General features: G+C 71.2%; 17 protein-coding genes. 11 read left to right on the top strand and 6 right to left on the bottom strand.

Features of this window, described 5'->3' with window-relative positions; translation table 11 throughout:
* The first annotated feature begins 99 nt into the window (after window positions 1–99).
* The 9 genes from SGA01_RS29370 (at window position 100) to pssA (ending at window position 11,005) form a co-directional block, all read left to right on the top strand.
* Complete coding sequence (locus SGA01_RS29370) at window positions 100–1,881, top strand: 3-hydroxyacyl-CoA dehydrogenase family protein (RefSeq protein ID WP_055640575.1); 1,782 nt, start codon at window positions 100–102, stop codon at window positions 1,879–1,881.
* 115 nt (window positions 1,882–1,996) lie between these two features.
* Window positions 1,997–2,815, top strand: coding sequence for a TetR family transcriptional regulator (locus SGA01_RS29365; protein WP_055640576.1), 819 nt, complete (start codon window positions 1,997–1,999; stop codon window positions 2,813–2,815).
* 411 nt (window positions 2,816–3,226) lie between these two features.
* A complete protein-coding gene (gene ccrA, locus SGA01_RS29360; protein ID WP_141300107.1) occupies window positions 3,227–4,564 on the top strand; it encodes a crotonyl-CoA carboxylase/reductase in 1,338 nt (445 codons plus the stop codon).
* Between the two features lie 14 nt (window positions 4,565–4,578).
* Window positions 4,579–6,615, top strand: a complete 2,037-nt coding sequence (locus SGA01_RS29355) for an ethylmalonyl-CoA mutase (protein ID WP_141300105.1) — start codon at window positions 4,579–4,581, stop codon at window positions 6,613–6,615.
* Window positions 6,612–7,577 (top strand): HpcH/HpaI aldolase/citrate lyase family protein, encoded by a 966-nt coding sequence (locus tag SGA01_RS29350; RefSeq protein ID WP_055640579.1) that lies wholly within the window; start codon window positions 6,612–6,614, stop codon window positions 7,575–7,577. The genes SGA01_RS29355 and SGA01_RS29350 overlap by 4 nt, the downstream gene beginning before the upstream one ends.
* Before the next feature lie 4 nt (window positions 7,578–7,581).
* Window positions 7,582–8,106 (top strand): MaoC family dehydratase, encoded by a 525-nt coding sequence (locus tag SGA01_RS29345; RefSeq protein ID WP_030320137.1) that lies wholly within the window; start codon window positions 7,582–7,584, stop codon window positions 8,104–8,106.
* 2 nt (window positions 8,107–8,108) lie between these two features.
* Window positions 8,109–9,314, top strand: coding sequence for an acyl-CoA dehydrogenase family protein (locus SGA01_RS29340; RefSeq protein ID WP_055640580.1), 1,206 nt, complete (start codon window positions 8,109–8,111; stop codon window positions 9,312–9,314).
* A gap of 169 nt (window positions 9,315–9,483) precedes the next feature.
* Window positions 9,484–10,140 carry a phosphatidylserine decarboxylase gene (locus SGA01_RS29335; protein ID WP_055640581.1) on the top strand — a complete coding sequence of 219 codons (657 nt, stop codon included), beginning with the start codon at window positions 9,484–9,486 and terminating at the stop codon, window positions 10,138–10,140.
* A complete protein-coding gene (pssA, locus tag SGA01_RS29330) occupies window positions 10,133–11,005 on the top strand; it encodes a CDP-diacylglycerol--serine O-phosphatidyltransferase (RefSeq protein WP_141300220.1) in 873 nt (290 codons plus the stop codon). The genes SGA01_RS29335 and pssA overlap by 8 nt, the downstream gene beginning before the upstream one ends.
* A gap of 82 nt (window positions 11,006–11,087) precedes the next feature.
* Here pssA and SGA01_RS42985 read toward each other — a convergent pair whose 3' ends face one another.
* Window positions 11,088–12,101, bottom strand: coding sequence for a GNAT family N-acetyltransferase (locus SGA01_RS42985; protein WP_371866201.1), 1,014 nt, complete (start codon window positions 12,099–12,101; stop codon window positions 11,088–11,090).
* Between the two features lie 59 nt (window positions 12,102–12,160).
* Between SGA01_RS42985 and SGA01_RS29320 the strand changes: the two genes are divergently transcribed.
* Entirely contained in the window at window positions 12,161–12,997 is an 837-nt protein-coding gene (locus SGA01_RS29320) for an NAD-dependent epimerase/dehydratase family protein (protein WP_141300103.1), read from the top strand.
* On the opposite strand, the gene SGA01_RS29315 is transcribed toward SGA01_RS29320, so the two are convergent.
* Genes SGA01_RS29315 through SGA01_RS29295 form a run of 5 tightly spaced genes read right to left on the bottom strand, consistent with a single transcriptional unit; the run spans window position 12,985 to window position 17,860 of the window.
* A complete protein-coding gene (locus tag SGA01_RS29315; protein ID WP_141300101.1) occupies window positions 12,985–14,250 on the bottom strand; it encodes an ABC transporter substrate-binding protein in 1,266 nt (421 codons plus the stop codon). The two genes, SGA01_RS29320 and SGA01_RS29315, sit on opposite strands and share 13 nt — an antisense overlap.
* Entirely contained in the window at window positions 14,247–15,371 is a 1,125-nt protein-coding gene (locus SGA01_RS29310) for a branched-chain amino acid ABC transporter permease (protein ID WP_141300099.1), read from the bottom strand. The genes SGA01_RS29315 and SGA01_RS29310 overlap by 4 nt, the downstream gene beginning before the upstream one ends.
* Window positions 15,364–16,254, bottom strand: coding sequence for a branched-chain amino acid ABC transporter permease (locus SGA01_RS29305; protein ID WP_055640585.1), 891 nt, complete (start codon window positions 16,252–16,254; stop codon window positions 15,364–15,366). Before SGA01_RS29305 ends, SGA01_RS29310 begins: the two co-directional genes overlap by 8 nt.
* The gene (locus SGA01_RS29300; RefSeq protein ID WP_141300097.1) at window positions 16,251–17,045 is read right to left on the bottom strand and encodes an ABC transporter ATP-binding protein; all 795 of its coding nucleotides are present in this window, start codon (window positions 17,043–17,045) and stop codon (window positions 16,251–16,253) included. Before SGA01_RS29300 ends, SGA01_RS29305 begins: the two co-directional genes overlap by 4 nt.
* Window positions 17,042–17,860 carry an ABC transporter ATP-binding protein gene (locus SGA01_RS29295; protein ID WP_141300095.1) on the bottom strand — a complete coding sequence of 273 codons (819 nt, stop codon included), beginning with the start codon at window positions 17,858–17,860 and terminating at the stop codon, window positions 17,042–17,044. Before SGA01_RS29295 ends, SGA01_RS29300 begins: the two co-directional genes overlap by 4 nt.
* Before the next feature lie 194 nt (window positions 17,861–18,054).
* Here SGA01_RS29295 and SGA01_RS29290 point away from each other — a divergent pair, with 194 nt between their 5' ends.
* Window positions 18,055–19,254, top strand: a complete 1,200-nt coding sequence (locus SGA01_RS29290; protein ID WP_141300093.1) for a PucR family transcriptional regulator — start codon at window positions 18,055–18,057, stop codon at window positions 19,252–19,254.
* Window positions 19,255–19,706: the final 452 nt, after the last annotated feature.

Below are 19,706 nucleotides of genomic sequence, written 5' to 3'. Positions count from 1 at the left end.
CCTTCCTTCCAAGGGCTTCGCCCTCGTTCTTTCCCGCGCCCTTTCCCTCTCGCGCGCGCACTGCCCTCAGTCGTCACTCTTCCTCCCTGGAGTCCCCTGATGGACACCCCTCTCTCCACCATCGCCGTCGTCGGTCTCGGCACCATGGGCACCGGCATCGCCGACGTCCTCGCCCGGGCCGGCCGCGAGGTCATCGGCATCGACATCGACGACACCGCCTCCGCCCGGGCCGTCGCCGCCCTGGAGGCCTCCACCGCCCGCGCCGTGGCCCGCGAGCGGATCACCGAGGAGGAGCGGCAGGACGTCCTGGCCCGCTTCCGCACCTTCTCCGACCTCCAGGCGGCCGCCGAGGCCGACCTCGTGATCGAGGTCGTGCCCGAGTCGTACGAGGCGAAGCAGGAGGTCTTCCGGGCGCTCGACGGGATCGTCCGGCCCGACGCCATCCTGGCCACCGGCACCAACGCGCTCTCCGTCACCCGGCTCGCCGCCGACTCGGCCCACCCCGAGCGGGTGCTCGGCCTGCACTTCTTCGCCCCCGTGCAGGCGATGAAGCTGGTCGAGGTGGTCTCCTCCGTGCTGACCGACCCGCGGGCCGTCGACGCCGTCACCCGGCTCGCGCAGGACCTCGGCAAGGAGCCGGTGGCGGTCGGCGACCGGGCCGGTTTCATCGCGGACGGTCTGCTCTTCGGCTACCTGAACCAGGCCGCCGCCATGTACGAGGCGAAGTACGCCTCCCGCGAGGACATCGACGCGGCGATGAAGCTGGGCTGCGGTCTGCCGATGGGCCCGCTGGCGCTGCTCGACCTGATCGGCGTCGACACGGCCCGTACGGTCCTGGAGGCCATGTACGCCTCCTCGCACGACCGGCTGCACGCCCCGGCCCCGATCCTCAAGCAGCTCAGCGAGGCGGGCCTGACCGGCCGCAAGGCGGGCCGCGGCTTCTACACGTACGAGGCGCCGGGCTCCGGCGAGGTCGTCCGGGACGCGCTCACCCCGCTGACCTCCGCCGACGCCGGCGCCGCCCGTGAGGTCCGCTCGGTCGGCGTCGCCGGCTCCGGCACCATGGCCTCCGGCATCGCCGAGGTCTTCGCGAAGGCCGGGTACGAGGTCGTCCTCGCGGCCCGCTCGCAGGAGAAGGCGGACACGGCCAAGGCCCGGATCGCCAAGTCCCTGGCCCGCTCCGTGGACAAGGGCCGGATGACCGGCGAGGCCCGTGACACCACCCTGGCCCTGATCACCGCCGCGGGCACGCTCGACGCCTTCGCCGAGGTCGACCTGGCCGTCGAGGCGGTCGCCGAGGACCTGGAGATCAAGCAGGAGCTGTTCGCGCGGCTCGACAAGATCTGCAAGCCGGGCGCGGTGCTCGCCACCACGACCTCCTCGCTGCCGGTCGTGGCCTGTGCCCGGGCCACCTCGCGCCCGCAGGACGTCATCGGGATGCACTTCTTCAACCCGGCGCCGGCGATGAAGCTGGTCGAGATCGTCCGCACGGTCCTGACGGCCGACGACGTCCACGCGACCGTCCGCGAGGTCACCGCGAAGATCCGCAAGCACCCGGTGGACTGCGGCGACCGCGCCGGCTTCATCGTGAACGCGCTGCTCTTCCCGTACCTGAACAACGCGATCAAGATGGTCCAGGAGCACTACGCGACCCTCGACGACATCGACGCCGCGATGAAGCTGGGCGGCGGCTACCCGATGGGCCCGTTCGAGCTGCTCGACGTGGTCGGTCTGGACGTCTCGCTCGCGATCGAGCAGGTGCTGCACCGCGAGTTCCGCGACCCGGGCCTCGCTCCGGCCCCGCTCCTGGAGCACCTGGTGGCCGCCGGCTGCCTCGGCCGCAAGACGGGACGCGGCTTCCGCGAATATGCCCGCCGCTGAGCCGCCCACCGCGGGCTGGGGCGGCCTGCTGAGCTCCCCGGGCACCTCCGGTGCCCCGGGGGGCTCCCCGCCCCCACCTGGGCACACTCCCACTCCGATGCAGTACGTTCGGACCATGCCCAAGGCCGCGAAGACACCCCGTGCCACGTCCACGTCCGACGCTCCGGAGAGCGCGGCGGGCACCCGTGCCGCCGCCCAGCGGCTCAAGATGCGCCGGGAGCTGGCCACGGCGGCGATGGAGCTCTTCGCCACCAAGGGGTACGAGGCGACGACGGTCGACGAGATCGCGGCCACGGCCGGGGTCGCCCGGCGGACCTTCTTCCGCCACTTCCGCTCCAAGGAAGAGGCGATCTTCCCCGACCACGACGACACGCTGGTGCGGGCGGAGGCGGTGCTGAACGCGGCCCCGCCGCACGAGCACCCGCTCGACACCGTGTGCCGGGGCATCAAGGAAGTCATGAAGATGTACGCGGGCTCCCCCGCGGTCTCCGTGGAGCGCTACCGGCTCACCCGTGAGGTGCCGACCCTGCGGGAGCGGGAGATCGCCTCGGTGGCCCGCTACGAGCGGCTGTTCACCCGCTATCTCCTGGGCCACTTCGACGAGCGCGACCACCACGACGGCAACGACGACCCGCTGCTCGCGGAGGTGGCCGCCTCGGCGGTCGTCACCGCGCACAACCACGTGCTGCGCCGCTGGCTGCGGGCGGGCGGCCAGGGCGACGTGGAGGCCCAGCTGGACCACGCCTTCGCGATCGTCCGGGACACCTTCGGCAGCGGCATAGGCGCGGGCCGGCCGGCCCCGTCCCCGCAGACCGAGCAGGCGCCGGCCGTCAGGGCCTCCACCACCGGTGACGTGGTGGTCGCCGTGGCCCGCACGGACGCCCCGCTCGACGAGGTCATGCGCACGATCCAGCAGGCGCTCAAGAGCCCCTGAGAATGCCTTGAACACCGCTCCATCGAGCAGGCCGCTCCCGGTTCCCGGGGGCGGCCTTCTTCGTATCGTCCCAGTTCAGGGCGGATTTCGATCGATCATCGCTCATCCGTGACGGGCGGATTGCATCTGAGTGAAATTGTTGGCACGCAGTGCCTTGTGCGGTGGCACGGCGTGTCATACGTTGATGTTGTCCGGGCGGCCGGCGAGCAGAGAACACCTCGTTCGCCGGCTGTCCCCACAAGCCGACGGCTCGTGCGCCCGGACGCCTGCGTCACAGGCACCCTCGCGCCACCAGCGCCGCGCCACCGCACCACCCGAGCCGAACCGACGGCACACCTCCACAGCAGCAGCACTTCCCGCCGTAACCCCCAGGCGTCCCTCCCTCAGGACGCTCATCGCCGGAGGCAACCCGTGAAGGAAATCCTGGCCGCGATCCAGTCGCAGGACGCCACGTCCGCCGACTTCGCGAGCATCCCGCTCCCCGAGTCGTACCGGGGCATCACCGTCCACAAGGACGAGGCCGAGATGTTCGCCGGGCTCGCCAGCCGCGACAAGGACCCGCGCAAGTCGCTGCACCTCGACGACGTGCCCCTGCCCGAGCTCGGCCCGGGCGAGGCCCTGGTCGCCGTGATGGCCTCCTCGGTCAACTACAACTCGGTCTGGACCTCGATCTTCGAGCCGGTGTCGACCTTCGGCTTCCTGGAGCGCTACGGCCGCCTCAGCGACCTCAGCAAGCGCCACGACCTGCCGTACCACGTCATCGGCTCCGACCTCGCGGGCGTCGTGCTGCGCACCGGCCCCGGCGTGAACTCGTGGAAGCCCGGCGACGAGGTCGTCGCCCACTGCCTCTCGGTCGAGCTGGAGTCCTCCGACGGCCACAACGACACGATGCTCGACCCCGAGCAGCGCATCTGGGGCTTCGAGACCAACTTCGGCGGCCTCGCCGAGATCGCCCTCGTCAAGTCCAACCAGCTGATGCCGAAGCCCGGCCACCTCAGCTGGGAGGAGGCGGCCTCCCCGGGCCTCGTGAACTCCACCGCCTACCGCCAGCTGGTCTCCCGCAACGGCGCCGGCATGAAGCAGGGCGACAACGTCCTCATCTGGGGCGCGAGCGGCGGCCTCGGCTCGTACGCCACGCAGTTCGCCCTCGCCGGCGGCGCCAACCCGATCTGTGTCGTCTCCTCCCCGGAGAAGGCCGACATCTGCCGCGCGATGGGCGCCGAGGCGGTCATCGACCGCAACGCCGAGGGCTACAAGTTCTGGAAGGACGAGCACACCCAGGACCCGAAGGAGTGGAAGCGCTTCGGCAAGCGCATCCGCGAGCTCACCGGCGGCGAGGACATCGACATCGTCTTCGAGCACCCGGGCCGCGAGACCTTCGGCGCCTCCGTGTACGTCACCCGCAAGGGCGGCACGATCACCACCTGCGCCTCCACCTCGGGCTACATGCACGAGTACGACAACCGCTACCTGTGGATGTCGCTCAAGCGGATCATCGGCTCGCACTTCGCCAACTACCGCGAGGCGTGGGAGGCCAACCGCCTGATCGCCAAGGGCAAGATCCACCCGACGCTGTCGAAGGTCTACTCCCTGGAGGAGACCGGCCAGGCCGCCTACGACGTCCACCGCAACCTGCACCAGGGCAAGGTCGGCGTCCTCGCGCTCGCGCCGCAGGAGGGCCTGGGTGTCAGCAACCCGGAGCTGCGCGAGAAGCACATCGACGCCATCAACCGCTTCCGCAACATCTGACACCGGGACCATAGATGACTGAGCGCCAGAAGGACCGGCCGTGGCTCATGCGGACCTACGCCGGTCACTCGACCGCCGAGGCGTCCAACGAGCTGTACCGGCGCAACCTCGCCAAGGGTCAGACCGGCCTCTCGGTCGCGTTCGACCTGCCGACGCAGACGGGCTACGACCCCGACCACATCCTCGCCCGCGGCGAGGTCGGCCGGGTCGGCGTCCCCGTCTCGCACCTCGGTGACATGCGACGGCTGTTCCAGGACATCCCCCTGGAGCAGATGAACACCTCGATGACCATCAACGCCACGGCGATGTGGCTCCTGGCGCTCTACCAGGTGGCCGCCGAGGAGCAGGGTGCGGACATCACCAAGCTCCAGGGCACCACCCAGAACGACATCGTGAAGGAGTACCTGTCGCGCGGGACGCACGTCTTCCCGCCCGGCCCCTCGCTCCGCCTCACGACGGACATGATCGCGTACACGGTCAACAACATCCCGAAGTGGAACCCGATCAACATCTGCAGCTACCACCTGCAGGAGGCGGGGGCCACTCCGGTCCAGGAGATCTCGTACGCGATGTCCACCGCGATCGCGGTGCTCGACTCGGTCCGCGACTCCGGTCAGGTCCCGGAGGACCGCTTCGGCGAGGTCGTCGCCCGCATCTCGTTCTTCGTGAACGCGGGCGTCCGCTTCATCGAGGAGATGTGCAAGATGCGCGCCTTCGGCCGCATCTGGGACAAGATCACCCACGAGCGGTACGGCATCGAGAACGAGAAGCAGCGCCGGTTCCGCTACGGCGTGCAGGTCAACTCGCTCGGCCTGACCGAGGCCCAGCCGGAGAACAACGTCCAGCGGATCGTCCTGGAGATGCTGGCCGTCACCCTCTCCAAGGACGCCCGCGCCCGGGCCGTGCAGCTCCCCGCCTGGAACGAGGCGCTCGGTCTGCCCCGGCCCTGGGACCAGCAGTGGTCGCTCCGCATCCAGCAGGTGCTGGCCCACGAGTCCGACCTGCTGGAGTACGAGGACATCTTCGCCGGCTCGCACGTGATCGAGGCCAAGGTCGACTCGCTCGTCGAGGAGTGCCTGGCCGAGATCCAGCGGATCCAGGAGATGGGCGGCGCGATGGCGGCCGTCGAGTCCGGCTACCTCAAGTCGCAGCTCGTCTCCTCGCACGCCGAGCGGCGCGCCCGGATCGAGGCCGGCGACGAGAAGATCATCGGCGTCAACATCTTCCAGTCGACGGAGGAGAACCCTCTCACCGCCGATCTGGACACCGCGATCATGACGGTCGACCCGGCCGTCGAGGCGCGGGTGGTCGGCTCGCTGAAGACGTGGCGGGACAACCGCTACCAGCCGCCGTTCAACCACCCGCGCCCCTGCAAGGCCCTCGAACGCCTCAAGGAGGCCGCCAAGGGCACCGGGAACCTCATGGAGGCCACCCTCGAGTGCGCCCGCGCCGGCGTCACCACCGGTGAGTGGACCGAGGCCCTGCGCGAGGTCTTCGGCGAGTTCCGGGCGCCGACCGGCGTCTCCTCGGCCCCGGTCGCGGTGACGGCGGAGGCCGGCACCCCGCTGGCTCTCGTGCGGGACAAGGTGGCGCGGACCGCCGAGGAGCTCGGCGCCGGGCGGCTGCGGCTGCTCGTCGGCAAGCCGGGCCTCGACGGGCACTCCAACGGCGCCGAGCAGATCGCCGTACGCGCCCGTGACGCCGGTTTCGAGGTGGTCTACCAGGGCATCCGGCTGACCCCCGAGCAGATCGTCAACGCGGCCCTCGCCGAGGACGTGCACTGCGTGGGCCTGTCGATCCTCTCCGGCTCGCACGCCGAGCTGGTCCCGGACGTCCTCGACCGCCTCCGCGAGGCGGGCGCGACCGATGTGCCGGTCATCGTCGGCGGGATCATCCCGAACGCCGACGCCGCAGATCTGAAGCGTGCGGGTGTCGCCGCCGTCTTCACACCGAAGGACTTCGGCATCACGGAGATCATCGGCCGTATCGTCGACGAGATCCGGCAAGCGAACAAGCTCAGCCCCCTTGAAAGTACGGAGGTCCCCGCATGACCAGCCCCGTGAACCGTCTGCGCCCGCGCCGCTCCTGCCTCGCGGTCCCCGGCTCCAACCCGCGGTTCCTGGAGAAGGCCCAGGGCCTCGCCGCCGACCAGGTCTTCCTGGACCTGGAGGACGCCTGCGCGCCGCTGGCCAAGCCCGAGGCCCGCCACACCATCGTGAAGTTCCTCAACGAGGGCGACTGGACCGGCAAGACCCGGGTCGTGCGGGTCAACGACTGGACGACCCACTGGACGTACCGCGACGTCGTCACGGTCGTCGAGGGCGCCGGCCAGAACCTCGACTGCATCATGCTGCCGAAGGTCCAGGACGCCCAGCAGATCGTCGCGCTCGACCTCCTGCTCACCCAGATCGAGAAGACGATGGGCTTCGAGGTCGGCAAGATCGGCATCGAGGCGCAGATCGAGAACGCCCAGGGCCTCACCAACGTCAACGCGATCGCGCAGGCCTCCCAGCGCGTCGAGACGATCATCTTCGGCCCGGCCGACTTCATGGCCTCCATCAACATGAAGTCGCTGGTCGTGGGCGAGCAGCCGCCGGGCTACCCGGCCGACGCCTACCACCACATCCTGATGAGCATCCTGATGGCCGCCCGCGCCAACAACCTCCAGGCGATCGACGGCCCCTACCTCCAGATCCGCAACCCGGAGGGCTACAAGGCCGTCGCGCAGCGCGCCGCCGCCCTGGGCTTCGACGGCAAGTGGGTGCTGCACCCGGACCAGGTCGCCGCCGCGAACGAGATCTTCTCGCCCTCGCAGGAGGACTTCGACCACGCCGAGCTGATCCTCGACGCGTACGACTACTACACGTCCGAGGCCGGCGGGAAGAAGGGCTCCGCGATGCTCGGCGACGAGATGATCGACGAGGCCTCCCGCAAGATGGCCCTGGTCATCTCCGGCAAGGGCCGCGCCGCCGGCATGCAGCGCACCAGCAAGTTCGAGATCCCGGAGGCGTAGCACCATGCAGTTCGGTCGTACCTACGAAGAGTTCGAAGTCGGTGCCGTCTACAAGCACTGGCCCGGAAAGACGGTCACCGAGTACGACGACCATCTCTTCTGTCTGCTGACGATGAACCACCATCCGCTGCACATGGATGTGAATTACGCCGAGAACACGACGGACTTCGGCAAGAACGTCGTCGTCGGCAACTACATCTACTCGCTGCTGCTCGGCATGTCCGTGCCGGACGTCTCCGGCAAGGCGATCGCCAACCTGGAGATCGAGTCGCTGCGGCACGTGGCGCCGACCTTCCACGGCGACACGATCTACGGCGAGACGACGGTCCTGGACAAGACCCCGTCGAAGTCGAAGAACGACCGCGGCATCGTCTACGTCGAGACCAAGGGCTACAAGCAGGACGGCACCCTCGTGTGCGTCTTCCGCCGCAAGGTCATGGTGCCCACCGAGACGTACATCAAGGAGCGCGGCGGCGAGCAGCCCGGCCGCCCCGAGCTGATCGAGCCCGCCAAGAAGACGGAGAAGTAGCCATGGCCCGACTCGCCCAGACCGCCGGGCTCACGGACGTCCAGCAGGAGATCCTCAAGACCGTCCGGGAGTTCGTCGACAAGGAGATCATCCCGGTCGCCACCGAGCTGGAGCACCGCGACGAGTACCCCCAGCAGATCGTCGACGGGCTCAAGGAGCTCGGTCTCTTCGGTCTGATGATCCCCGAGGAGTACGGGGGCCTGGGCGAGTCGCTGCTCACCTACGCGCTGTGCGTGGAGGAGATCGCCCGTGGCTGGATGTCGGTCTCCGGCATCATCAACACGCACTTCATCGTCGCGTACATGCTGAAGCAGCACGGCACGCAGGAGCAGAAGGACTACTTCCTTCCGCGGATGGCGGCCGGCGAGACGCGCGGCGCGTTCTCGATGTCGGAGCCGGGCCTCGGCTCGGACGTGTCGGCCATCACCTCGAAGGCGGTCAAGGACGGCGACGAGTACGTCCTGAACGGTCAGAAGATGTGGCTGACGAACGGCGGAACGTCAACGCTGGTCGCCGTTCTCGTCCGAAGTGACGAAGGACACCCGGAGGGCACCGCCCCCCACAAGTCGATGACGACCTTCCTCGTCGAGAAGGAGCCCGGCTTCGGAGAGGTCCGCCCCGGCCTCACCATTCCCGGGAAGATCGACAAGATGGGTTACAAGGGCGTCGACACGACCGAACTCATCATGGACGGACTGCGCATTCCGGCCAATCGGGTCCTCGGCGGCACGACGGGCCGTGGGTTTTACCAAATGATGGACGGCGTGGAAGTCGGCCGTGTGAACGTGGCGGCGCGTGGTTGCGGTGTCGCGCAGCGTGCTTTCGAACTGGGTGTCTCGTATGCCCAGCAACGTCACACTTTCGGCAAGGCGATCGCCGAACACCAGGCGATTCAGTTCAAGCTTGCCGAGATGGCTACCAAGGTCGAGGCCGCTCATGCCATGATGGTGAACGCAGCACGCAAAAAGGACTCCGGGGAACGAAACGACCTCGAAGCAGGGATGGCGAAGTACCTCGCCTCCGAATACTGCAAGGAGGTCGTGGAGGATGCCTTCCGCATTCACGGCGGGTACGGGTTCTCGAAGGAGTACGAGATCGAGCGTCTCTACCGTGAGGCGCCGATGCTGCTCATCGGTGAAGGTACCGCCGAGATCCAGAAAATGATCATTGGTCGTCGGCTGCTCGAGGAGTACCGCTTCCAGGGTTGATTGTCGCGTTTGAGTCGGTTCGGCCGCGAAGAAGATCACACCCTGTGTTCGTCTTCCGGCCGTCGACTCGGTTCCTGGCTTGCCCAGTTGCGCCCCGCAACCGATAGCATCGCCGGAAAGCCGCCGTCCCCCATTGCCCGTGCGGCATCATCCGCTACGAAGGTCATCCATGCCCGACAGTCGAACCTCTGCACACCGCGACAGCCCCAAGGGCGTACGCATCGCACGCGGAGCATCGCCGTGGCTTCTGCCGACCGTGGCCACCGCGGCGCTCAGCCTCGTGCGCTCCCGCAAGTCGAAGCGCGCCGCGGCCATCGCCGTGCCGACCACCGCTCTCGCGGCCGGCATGCTCTGGTTCTTCCGCGACCCCGAGCGCGAGATCGCTCAGGGCCGGGTCATCTCCCCCGCCGACGGTGTGGTGCAGAGCATCATGCCGTGGAAGGACGGGCGCACCCGGGTCGCCATCTTCATGAGCCCCCTGAATGTCCACGTCAACCGTGCGCCGCTGTCCGGCACGGTCACGTCCGTGGAGCACGTTCCCGGTGGGTTCGTCCCGGCGTTCAACAAGGAGAGCGAGAACAACGAGCGCGTTGTCTGGCACTTCGACACCGAGCTCGGTGACATCGAGATGATCCAGATCGCGGGTGCCGTGGCACGACGCATCGTGCCGTACATCCCGCAGGGGACGAAGGTCGAGCAGGGTGACCGGATCGGTCTGATCCGCTTCGGCTCGCGGGTCGACATCTACCTCCCGGAGGGTGTCGAGGTCGCCGTCGAGGTCGGCCAGGCCACAACCGCGGGGGTGACTCGCATTGACCGTGATTGATCCCGACACACGGGCCGCCGAATGGGTTGCCGACGCCGAGGCGGACGCGGCCGACGAGGCCGAGGAGATGCCGCTGTCGTTGAGGTTGTCCATAGCGGACGCCCTCACGCTCGGTAACGCCACGTGCGGCTTCATGGCGGTCTACTTCACGACGACCGGCATCCTGATCCCGCATCTCACCGGCAGCACGGAGACCGGCATGGCGCGCAACAGCGCCGCCACCGCCGTGATCCTGATGCTGGCCGCGGCGATCTTCGACCTCTTCGACGGCATCGTGGCGCGCAAGCTCCGCAGCTCGCCGATGGGTGCCGAGCTCGACAACCTGTCGGACCTCATCAGCTTCGGTCTGGCCCCGGCCTACTTCGTCCTCGTGTACGGAATGGTCGCGGTGCCGGACGGCGCGCAGCAGAAGGTCTCGGCGGTGGCCGCGGTCGCGGTGCTGCTCGCCGTGGTGCTGCGGCTCGCGAGATTCTCGTGCGTGACCATGAAGGACGGCATGTTCCAGGGCATGCCGAGCCCCTTCGGCGCGCTGACGGTCGTCTCGATCGTGCTGCTGGAGCTGCCGTTCGTCCCGACGCTCCTCGCGATCATCGGGGTGGCCTGGCTGATGGTGAGCCGGGTCGAGTACCCCAAGCCGCGGGGTGTCCTCGCGGTGGCGATGCTCGCCTGGATCGTCGGTGCGATGGGCATGCTGGCCGCCTGGGCGTTCGACGCCCCGGGCGGGGCGTTCCTGCTCCAGACCGGGTGCGCGCTCCAGGTGGTGATGGGCGCCGTGATCCCCCTCTTCGCGACGGCCCGCCGGGTGAACACCTTCCGCGGCAACCGACGTGAGAGCCGTGAGGCTCGCGCGGCGCAGCTGCGGTAGCGCAACGAACGAGTGGTACGTGAAGGGCCCCGGGAGGCGACAAGCCTCCCGGGGCCCTTTCGTGTGCCCGGGGCGTGCGCCGTCAGCCGAGGCGCTTGTAGTAGAGCGTGGTGGGGCGGAGGGTGCCGGCCGGGTCGGCGGCGAAGTCCGGGATCGTGCCCGCGGCCGTCCAGCCCGCTCCCCGGTAGAGCCGCTCGGCCGGGCTGTCGGTCTGGGTGTCCAGGACGAGCAGGGTGAGGCCGGTGGCGGCGGCATGGGCCTCGGCCGTGGCGAGCAGGCGCCCCCCGAGGCCGCGGCCGCGGGCGGAGCTGTGGACGAGGAGCCGGGCGATCTCGCCGCGGTGCCGGCCGTTGGCGGTGCCGGTGCGGACGAGGGTCACGACACCGGTCAGCCTCCCGTCCGGGGCGTAGGCGGCCCAGACGTCCCGGACGCCCGCCGCGGCCTCCTCGGCGACACCGGACCACCAGGCGGCGGCCAGGGCCGTCTCCAGGGGCGCCAGGAAGCCCACGGAGGCCCCGCCGTCGACGGCGTCCACGAGGAGCGCGGCGAGACCGCCGGCGGCGTGGGCCCGTACGGCCTCGGGTGACAGCCGCTCGACGACGTCGAGCGGCTTCTCCAGGCAGAGGAGGTCCGGGCGGTCGTCCCATGGGGCGACGGTGGCGAAGCCGAGGCTCCGGTAGAGGGCGAGCGGCTCGTCGCGCCAGGACCAGACCGTGAGCCGCACGGCGGGCGCTCCGGAGGCGGCGGCCCGGCGCAGGGCCTCGGCCATGAGGGCCTTGGCGAGGCCCTTCCGCCGTGCCTCGGGCGCGACCCAGAGCCGCTTGATCTCGGGCGGACGGCCCTCGCGGGGTGCCTTGAGGACGACGCAGCCGGCCGGGGCGTCGGCGCCGGCGGGAGTGGCCAGCAGGACGGTGTCGGCGACGAAGGCGGCGGCGGGGTCATCGGCCTCGACGCGGTATACGGCCGGAAGCTCCGCGACCGTCTCCACGGTCGTCCCCTTCTCCGCCTGGTTGACCAGGTGGTAGGCGCCGAGCAGGCCGGCGAGGTCGGGGTGGGAGCGGTTCTCCTCGATGTGCGCGGTCATACGTGCAGTCATGGGCCCGAGCTTCACACCGCCATGTTTCCTGGACGTGAAGATCTTTTACTCTGGGGCGCATGCGTGTACTGGTTGCGGGCGCCACGGGCGCCGTGGGTCGTCAGCTCGTCCCCCGCCTCGAAGCCGCGGGGCACGAGGTGGTGGGCATCTCCCGGCGCGGTCCACGTCCGGTGGACGTGCTGGACGCCGGGGCGGTACGCCGCGCGGTGGCCGAGGCCGCGCCGGACGCCGTGGTGCACCAGCTGACGGACCTGGGTGGCGCGGACGGCGCCGCGAACAACCGGGTGCGGGTCGAGGGCACCCGGAACCTCGTGGACGCGGCGCGGGCGGCGGGCGTCGGACGGATCGTCGCGCAGTCGATCAGCTGGGCGTACGCCCCCGGGGACGCGCCCGCCGACGAGTCCGTACCGCTCGACGGGACGGAGGAGCTGCCCCGGGCCCGGATCGTCGCCGGGGTGCGGGCCCTGGAGGCCGTGGTGTCCGAGCTTCCCGAGGCCGTCGTCCTGCGCTACGGGATCCTCTACGGGCCCGGTACCTGGTACGCGCCGGGCGGCGCGGTGGCCGCCTCGCTGGCCGGGGACCCGGAAGCCCGGTTCCTCGGCAGCACGGCGGCGGACGCCTCGGTGAGCTCGTTCGTGCACGTCGCCGATGCCGCCGACGCGGCCGTACGGGCCCTCGCGTGGCCCTCGGGGGCGTACAACGTGGTGGACGACGAGCCCGCCGCCGCTCACGACTGGCTGCCGGTCCTGGCGGACGCCCTGGGTGTCCCGGCCCCGGAGCGGGCCGAGGGGCGGACGCCCTGGGCCCGGGGCGCGGTGAACACCCGGGCCCGTGCCCTCGGCTGGGCCCCGGTCCGCCCGTCCTGGCGGACCGGGTTCACGGATCAGGGCGTGTAGGACTTCGCCGCCTCCGCGACGAACGGCTGCCGGACCGTGCGCATGCCGCCGGGGACGGACTTGTCCGGCTGGATGATGACGGACTCGCGGGAGGACGGTGCCTTCGGGTCGCCCAGGTCGTGGGTCATGCCGAAGCCCGCGTCGTGGGCCTTCAGGGTCAGGAGCGCCTTGTCGACGCCCTCGCGGGTGAGGTCCTTGTCCGCGCAGGCCTTCTTCAGCGCCTCGCCGAAGACGCCGGCCGCGGTCCAGCCGGCGACGATGCCGTTGTCGAGGCTGTCGCCCGGGTAGGCGGCCTGGTAGTCGGCGACGAGCTTCTTCGCCGTCGGGGTGTCCGCTCCGATGGGCAGGCTCGGCGAGGCGAACCAGTACATCTTCTCCAGGGCGGGACCCGCCTGGGTGCCGAGGAGCTGCGGCGCGAACGCCGAGTTGTTGCCGACGACCGGGACCTTGAGGCCCGTGGCCGCGGCGACGCCGACGAGGGAGGCGGCCTGGCGGGGGCCCGCGCTGATGACGACGGCCTTGACCCCGGCCTGCTTGAGCGCCGAGACCTGCGCCGACATGTCGTTGTCGGTGGGCTTGATCTTCTGCTCGACCACGGTCAGACCGGCCTTCCCGGCCACGTACTTCGAGCCCTTCAGCGCGTTCTCGCCGTAGTCGCCCTCGAAGTAGACGTGGCCGAGCTTGTCGCCCGACTTCAGGCCCTTCTCCTTGAGCAGGAAGTCGACGGCGTTGATCGTCTCGACGTCGTACGTGGCACCCAGGACGCGGATGTACGGGGAGCCGAGCAGCGAGGCCGACCACGCCTGGGGCAGGACGAGCCCCTTGTCCTTGCCGTCGACCTGGGGCTTGACCGCGGCGACGAACGGGGAGCCGATGAACTGGGTGTAGCCGACGACCTTCGGCTCCAGCTCGGTGTAGGCGGCGAGCGCCTTCTGCGGGTCGTAGCCGTGGTCGCGGACCGTGAGCTCCAGCTGCCGGCCGCAGATCCCGCCGGCGGCGTTGACCTGCTTCACGTACAGCTGCTGGGCCTGGGTGACGCTCTTCCCGAGGGTCGCGTACACGCCGGTCATGTCGGTGAGGGCGCCCAGCGCGATCGTCTTGTCGGTGACGCCCTCGCCGGTCTTCACCCCGCCCGCGCCGGTCTGCTTGCCGTCGCCGGTCTTGGCCTTGGAGCTGCATCCGGCGGCGGTGAGGGCGACCAGTGCGGCGAGCGCGGCCGCCAGGCCCCGCACGGCCTGTCGTCGGTGGTTCATCGTGCCTCCCCTGAGGGTTCGGTGGAAGAAGAGGGTGGTGGGGTGTCGTGGGGCGTGGGGCTCTTGGGTTTCCGGGCGGCGAGACGCGCCAGGCCGCCGGGCAGGAACAGCACCACCGCGACGACGGCGGCGCCGTAGAGGTAGCGCGAGGCCTCCCCCGGTGCGATCCCGCCCGTCCCCGGGGCGGAGACCAGGGGCAGCGCGTCGCTGTACCGGGTGAGGAGCTGCGGGAGGAGGGAGACGAAGACGCCTCCGGCGACCGCGCCGGCGACCGAGCCGAGACCGCCGATGACGATCATGGCCAGGTATTCGAGGGACAGCGCCATGCCGAAGTACTCCGGCACGGTGCGCTGGAAGACCAGCGCGAGCAGGACGCCCGCCAGGCCCGCGTACATGGAGGAGAGGACGAAGACGGCGGCGCGGTAGCGGGCCACGGGGATGCCCATGACCCCGGCGGCGATCCGGTGGTCCCTGATCGCGTTCATGGCGCGCCCCGGGCGGCCCCTGAGGACTCCGCGGGCGAAGAGGGCGCCGCCGAGGAGGAGGGCGAGGCCCAGGTACCAGAGCTTCTCGACCGCCCCGAACGGCACCTGGGCGACGAGGAGTTCGGTGTCGTCGAAGGTGAGGCCGAAGAGGGAGAGCGGCGGGACGGCGCGGCCGTTGTAACCGCCGGTGAGGTCATGGGCGTTGAAGAGCACATGCTGCCCGATGAAGATCAGCGCGAGGGTGGCGATGCCGAGGTACGCGCCGCGCAGCCGGCCCGCGATCGGGCTGAACACCCCGCCGGCCAGGCCCGCGAGGGCCACCGCGAGGACCGCGGCGAGCCAGCCGGGCAGTCCGAGGCCGGCGAGTCCGTCCGTGCCGTCGCCGGCGAAGAGGCAGTAGCCGTAGGCGCCGACGGCAAGGAAGAAGGCGTGCCCCATGGAGAGTTGACCGGTGGCTCCGGTCAACAGGTTGATGCCGAGGGCGCCGAGGGCGGCGGCCATGGCGAACAGCCCTGCCTGGAGCCAGAACCGGTCCAGGTAGAACGGGAGCGCGACCAGGACCAGGGCGGCCGCGGCCCAGCCGTACAGCGCGGGGGTACGGACCCGCAGGCCGCCGCGGGCGAGGGTCTCAGACACGGGCGAGCTCCTTCGTACCGAAGAGTCCGGCCGGGCGGATCAGCAGCACCGCGACCATGACGAGGTAGGGGGCGAGGTCGCCGATGCCCCGGCCCAGGAAGGCCAGGTCGCTCTGGTAGCCGGTGGCGAGGGACTCGGTGATGCCGACGAGGAGTCCGCCGACGAGGGCGCCCGTGGTGGAGTCGAGGCCGCCGAGGATGGCGGCGGGGAAGGCCTTGAGGGCGGCGAGCGAGGTGGCCCGTTCCAGTCCGGGTGTCGGGAAGACGGTGAGGAAGAGCGCGGCGACGGCGGCGAGCGCGCCGGCGACCGCCCAGGCCCCGAGCGAGACCCGGCCGAGCCTGATGCCCATGAGGGCGGCGGTCTCCTGGTTCTCGGCGGCGGCGCGCATGGCGACGCCCCAGGACGTGTAGCGGAAGGCGAGCAGGAAGGCGGTGATGAGGAGGGCCGCGACGAGGAGCGCGGCGATCCGGGTCTGCGCGATGGTGACCGGGCCGACGGTGAGGACGGCGTCGCCCCACGGGTCGCCGAGGGCGAGGATGTCGGTGCCGATCCGGCGGGTCAGCTCGGTGGCGAGCAGGATGTCGACGCCGATGGTGACGATCGCGAGGACGCTGTGGTCGGCGCCCCGGTGACGGCGCATCACGAAGAACTCGACGGCCGCGCCGACCACCGCCGCGCCCGCGATCCCGGCGAGCAGCGCGGGCCAGAAGCCGATCTCGTCGTGGAGCACGGCGGTGACGTAGCCGCCGGCCAGGAGGAGGGAGGCGTGGGCGAAGTTGACGACCTCGGTGGCGCGGAAGATGACCACGAAGCCGAGGGCGATGAGGGCGTAGATCGAGCCCAGTGAGACGCCGTTGATCAGGAACTCGGCGAAGGTGCTCACGCGGCGGACTCCTCTCCGAGATAGGCGCGGACGACCGCCGGGTCGTTCTGGACGTCGGTGGGTGCCCCGTCGGCGATCCGGCGGCCGAAGTCGAGGACGGTGACGGAGTCGGCGAGCCTCATCACCAGGCCCATGTCGTGCTCGACGAGGAGGACCGAGATGCCGAGGCCGTCGCGGACGCCCGCGATGACGGAGGCCGTACGGCGCCGCTCGTCGGCGGTCATGCCGGCGACGGGTTCGTCGAGGAGCAGGAGCTTCGGCTCCATGCAGAGGGCGCGGGCCAGTTCGGCGAGCTTCTGCTGCCCGTACGGGAGGGCGCCCGCGGGCTGCGCGAGCTGCTTCTCCAGGCCGACGAAGGCGGCGATCTCCCGGACCCTGGCCCGGTGGCGGGCCTCCTCGCGGGCGGCGGAGGGAAGCCGGAGGCCGGCGGCGAGGAAGCCGGTGCGGGTGAGCCGGTGACGGCCGAGCATCAGGCTGTCCTCGACGGTGGCGCGGGGCGGCAGGGCCAGGTTCTGGAAGATCCGGCCGACGCCGAGGTCCGCGATCCGGTGCGGGGGCAGGGCGGTCAGCTCGTGCGTGCCGAGCCGGACGGAGCCGGCCGTGGCCCGGTAGACGCCGGAGAGCACGTTGAAGCAGGTGGACTTGCCGGCGCCGTTGGGGCCGATGAGGGCGTGGACGGTGCCGGGCCGGACGGTGAAGCCGATGCCGTCGAGGGCGGTGAGCCCGGCGAACCGCACGGTCAGGTCCTCGACGACCAGGGCCTCCGGGGCACCCGCTGATGTGTCGGTCATCGGCTCTCCTCCCAGCGGGACAGGACCGGGTGCGCGGTCCGGGCGCGGGCCGCGTCGGCGGCCGCGTCCTCGTCGACCACGCCCAGATAGCGGCGGCGGACCTCGTCGGAGACGGCGAGCTCGGCGGCGGGGCCGGAGAGGGTGACCTCGCCGACCTCCAGGACGTAGGCGCGGGAGGCGAGGCGCAGGGCGAGCGCCGCGTTCTGCTCGACCAGGAGCACCGCCGTGCCCTGGGCGTTGATCTCGCGGACGGCGTCCGCGATCCGGGCGGCCATCAGCGGGGCGAGCCCGAGGGACGGCTCGTCGAGGAGGAGCAGGCCCGGCGCGGCCATCAGGGCGCGGCCGACGGCGAGCATCTGCTGTTCGCCGCCGGAGAGCAGCCCCGCCTGCTGGCGGGCTCGGTCGGCGAGGACCGGGAAGAGCTCGTGGACCCGGCGCAGCGCGGCGGCCTTCGCGGCGCGGTCGCCGCGGCGGCCGAGGGCACCCGCACGCAGGTTGTCCTCGACGGTCATCCGGGCGAAGACCTGGCGGCCCTCCGGCACCTGCGAGACGCCGGCGGTGACGACCCGGTCGGGCGGCAGCCCGTCGAGCGGCCGGCCGTCACGGCTCACCGTGCCGGAGACCACGGACCCGCCGTGGAACCGCAGGGTGCGCGAGACGGCCCGCAGCAGGGTCGACTTGCCGGCGCCGTTGCCGCCCAGGACGGTGACGACGGCGCCCGCCGGTACGGTCAGCGACACCTGGCGCAGCGCGCGCACCGGTCCGTATCCCGCCGTGAGGTCCTTGACCTCCAGGGCGGGTGCGGTTCCTCCCATGGATCCCCTTCCCCGGCCGTTTTTGTTACCCGGCCGTTCAATGGCGCTCACCCCAGCACCGCGCCGGACCGCCCGTCCACGCCCGGTGACCGAATCGCTGCCGGTGACCAGCGGGGACGGCGATGGGCTGTGCATGCGCACAACGCTGCGCGTCAGGGGTGTGCCGAGGGCCCGGAGCGGTGGATCCTCCGGGCATGGGACGGCGCAGACGGCGGACCGGTGACGACTGGAAGGTGCTCGCCGAGGCGTGCACGACGCTTCTGGAGCGGGTACCGGAACTGGTGGACGAGCATCTGAGGGAGCTGCACGCGTACGAGCCCGCCTACGGGCGGATCCTGCCGTACGACCAGCACTGGCAGGAGGCCCACGAGGCGATGCGGATCGGGGTCGAAATGATCTCGGCGCCCCGGAACTCGCCCCGGCGGGACCTCGAACACGCGGAGGAGATGGGGCGGCGGCGGGCCGCGCAGGGCATGCCCCTGGAGCTGGTCGTGCACGCGTACCGGCATGCCGGGCACCTCGTGTGGGACGCGCTGATCGAGGGCGCGGGGGCGGACACGGCGCACCTGACGGCGCTGATGCAGTCGGCGACGACGGTGTGGTCGGCGGTGGACGCGCAGGCGGACACGGCGTCGGAGGCGTACCGGTCGAGGGAGGCGGAGCTGCGCCGCCGGACCGACGAGCAGCTCCAGGCGCTCCTGGACGCGCTGCTCCAGGGGCAGCGGTCGCCCGAGCTGGTCGCGCGTGCGGCGGCGGGCCTGGACCTGCCGGAGCAGGGGCGGTACGCGGTGGTGGTGCTGCGCTACGACCGGCGGGAGGAGCGGGAGCCGTTCCACCGGCAGGTGCAGGGCGAGGGCGTGCGGTTCCTGTGGCGGATGGGCGCGGACTGCGAGATCGGGGTGGTGGCGCTGGCCGGGGAGACCGGTCTGGACGCGCTGTCGGAGCTCCTCGACGGGCGGTGCCCGGGGCCGGGCGGGATCAGTCCGGTCGTGGTCGGCCTGACCGAGCTGGGCCGGGCGCGGCGCCTCGCGGAGCTGGCCCTGCGGACGTGCCCGCCGGGGAGCCGGCAGATCGTGCGGCTCGACCGCCGGATGGCGGGGGCGCTGGTGGTGGGCCAGCCGGAGATGGCGAGCCTGCTGGTCTCGGACGTCCTGGGCGGCCTCCTCGAACTGGACCCGGCGGACCGGGCGGTCCTCCTGGAGACGCTGGACGTGTGGCTCGACTGCGAGGGGTCGGCGGGGCGGGCGGCGGGGCGCCTGTACTGCCACCGGAACACGGTCTTCAACCGCCTGCGCCGCCTGGAACAACTGACGTCCAGGTCACTGTCCCGCCCGCGGGACCTCACGGAGATGACCCTGGCCCTGGACGCCTTCCGCCTGACGGCACCGGGGTAGGCCGGATCGAGCCACCCACGCCACGTGTGCCTGCGCCCGGCCTGCGTGGGCCTGCGTCTCTCCTGCGTGGACCTCGCGCCCCGCCCGTGCGGGGGCCTTGCAGCCACCCCCGTGTGGGCAATCGTCCCGCAGGGCGGGACGGGTGGGCACACGGGACGGCGCCCTCTGCGGGCGCCTCCGCTCCCTGCACCTACCCGCACCACCGGGGTGCCGCACACCGGGTGCGGGTCCAGGCGCGGAAGCCTAGGCCCGGCAAGGGGCGCCGTCCCGTTGTGCCCACCCGTTCCGCCCCAGCGGAACGAATGCCCACAACGGGGTGGGGCGCCGCCCGATCGCCGGCCGGGACAAACGGCCACAACGGGGTGGGGCGCCGTCCGGTTCCCCGCCCCGGCGGGACGAATGGTCACAACGGGGTGGGGTGCGGCGGGCGCAACCCACAACGGGGCGGGGGT

It is taken from the genome of Streptomyces gardneri, from assembly GCF_006539185.1.
Lineage (GTDB): Bacteria > Actinomycetota > Actinomycetes > Streptomycetales > Streptomycetaceae > Streptomyces > Streptomyces gardneri.
Note: the sequence above shows the minus strand (reverse complement) of the source record. Positions and strands in the feature narration are given on the sequence as shown.